Consider the following 2,362-nt stretch of genomic DNA (forward strand, 5'->3'; position numbering starts at 1 on the left):
GGCACCGACACCACGAACTGCGGGTCTCGGCCGCGCAGCCGCAGCTCCACCGAGCCCGGCGCCAGTTCGCTGGTGATCTCGTCGCTGGCGGCCGACAGGGTCTCCAACAGGGTCATTCGGATCGCCGACTCCAGCGAGCCGGTCAGGCGCTCGACCAACGCACGAGCTTCCTCGCCGTTGGCCTCGGCCAGCGTCGCGAATTCGCGTCCGAGGTTGCTGACGTACGTCGTGAGGTCCATGGCACCACTATGGCACACACATGGCACCACTGCAAGCCATGTTGGCTCAATTTGGCACCAGGGTGGCACCGCTCCTGCTGGCGGGGATGGTGGTCGTGCGCTGTTCTGGCAGGTCAAGTGGCGTTTATGGCCGGGTGCCACCCGGTCGGTCGACGGTGCCAATGTGGCACCACCATGTGCTGGGCCGGCATCCCGGCAGTGCCACCTTGGCTCAGGGGGCGTAGCTGGTCCCGCAGTCCACGAAGCGGTCCTGGACCAGGCCGGTGGTTCGGCTCAGCCCTGGGCGAGGTCGGCGAAGCGGCTGTAGTGCAGCTGGTGGGCCACGGTGATCGTCGCCGTCGGGCCGGCACGGTGCTTGGCCAGGATCAGGTCCGCCTCGCCCGCGCGAGGGTCGTCCCGCTCCCAGGCGTCCGGCCGGTTGATCAGGATGACCGCGTCCGCGTCCTGCTCCAGGGAGCCGGACTCACGCAGGTCGGACAGCATCGGCCGCTTGTCGGTGCGCTGCTCGGGACCACGGTTGAGCTGACTGATCGCGATCACCGGCACCTCCAGCTCCTTGGCCATCAGCTTCAGGTGCCGGGAGAACTCCGAGACTTCCTGCTGCCGGGACTCGGTGCGCTTGCCCGAGGTCATCAGCTGGAGGTAGTCCACCACGATCAGCCGCAGGTCGTTGCGCTGCTTCAGCCGCCGCGCCTTGGCCCGGATCTCCATCATCGTCAGGTTCGGCGAGTCGTCCACGAACAGCGGCGCCTCGCTGATCTCGCTCATCCGCCGCGCCAGCCGCGTCCAGTCGTCATCGGTCATCCGCCCACCGCGCATGTCGCCCAGCCGGATCTTGGCCTCGGCCGACAGCATGCGCATGACGATCTCGGTCTTGCTCATCTCCAGCGAGAAGATGCAGCTGGCCAGCCCGTTGCGAATTGAGCACGACCGCGCGAAATCCAGTCCCAAGGTCGACTTGCCCACGCCGGGTCGGGCGGCGACGATGATCATCTGGCCGGGGTGCAGGCCGTTGGTGACGGCGTCGAGGTCGGTGAAGCCGGTGGGGATGCCCAGGGACTGGCCGCCGCGGGAGGCGATGGCGTCGATCTCGTCCATGGTCGGCTGGAGCATGTCCTCCAGCACCGAGTAGTCCTCGGACGTGCGGCGCTCGGTCACCTCGTAGATGGCGGCCTGGGCACGGTCGACGACCTCGTCGACGTAGAAACACGTCGGCGCCGTTGTAAAAAAGCTGCAAAAATGCGGGTGCCGGCCTCGACCAGGCGGCGCAGGACGGCCTTCTCGGCGACGATCTCGGCGTAGTAGAAAAAAATTGGCCGCGGTGGGCACGGTGGCGATGAGGGTGTGCAGGTACGGCGCGCCGCCCACGCGCATCAGCTCGCCGCGGCGTTCGAGCTCGGCGGAGACGGTGATGGGGTCGGCGGGCTCGCCCCGGCCGTAGAGGTCGAGCACGCAGTCGTACACGGACTGGTGCGCGGGCCGGTAGAAGTCGTTGGGGCTGAGCACCTCGACGACGTCGGCGATGGCGTCCTTGCTCAGCAGCATGCCGCCGAGCACCGACTGCTCGGCGGCCAGGTCCTGGGGCGGCTGCCGTTCGAAGCCGGGCTCGCTCATGCCACGGTCGTCTGCCAACGCCACCGCGAACTCCCCAAGTAGAAGGTTGTCGTGCTCGTTTGTACCCAGCACCCCTGACAGTCCCGGGCGTGCACGCTAGGTCCCCCGTCCGGAGCAGGCAAACCAGCCTGTGGGTGCCGCTGTGGACAACCTGTGGACGGCCGTGCGACAGGAGGGCACAGGCCGGTCGACGGCTGGGGACAAGTTGTGGACAACCGCGGGAGGTTGGCACGGAACCGCAGGTCAGGGCCTGTGGGTAAGGTGTGGAAAAACTCGCAGCGGAACGACACGGCGTGTCGCGTTCGACCGCCTGTTCGGCGTGTCGCGGCCGGCTCGGCGGCGGGGGCTGTCCACAGCCGTTCGGGTCGGCGCTGCGGCAAACGAGCGAAAGCTCCGCCCGAGGGGACCCCGGGCGGAGCTTGTCGGGTGACTCAGGCGGTGGGCACGACCGAGAGGGTCAGCGCCACCGTCACGTCCGGGTGCAGCCGGACGTTGACCGTGTGCTTGCC

The 2,362-nt window shown here is 68.2% G+C and carries 2 pseudogenes; both read right to left on the bottom strand.

The window, feature by feature from the left end:
• Positions 1-239 (bottom strand): annotated as a pseudogene (locus tag KUTG_RS26755) (hypothetical protein); the annotation flags it as partial.
• 273 nt (positions 240-512) lie between these two features.
• Positions 513-1,877 (bottom strand): annotated as a pseudogene (dnaB, locus tag KUTG_RS26760) (replicative DNA helicase).
• Positions 1,878-2,362 lie beyond the last annotated feature (485 nt).

The sequence above is a fragment of the Kutzneria sp. 744 genome, from assembly GCF_000568255.1.
In the GTDB taxonomy this organism is placed as follows: domain Bacteria; phylum Actinomycetota; class Actinomycetes; order Mycobacteriales; family Pseudonocardiaceae; genus Kutzneria.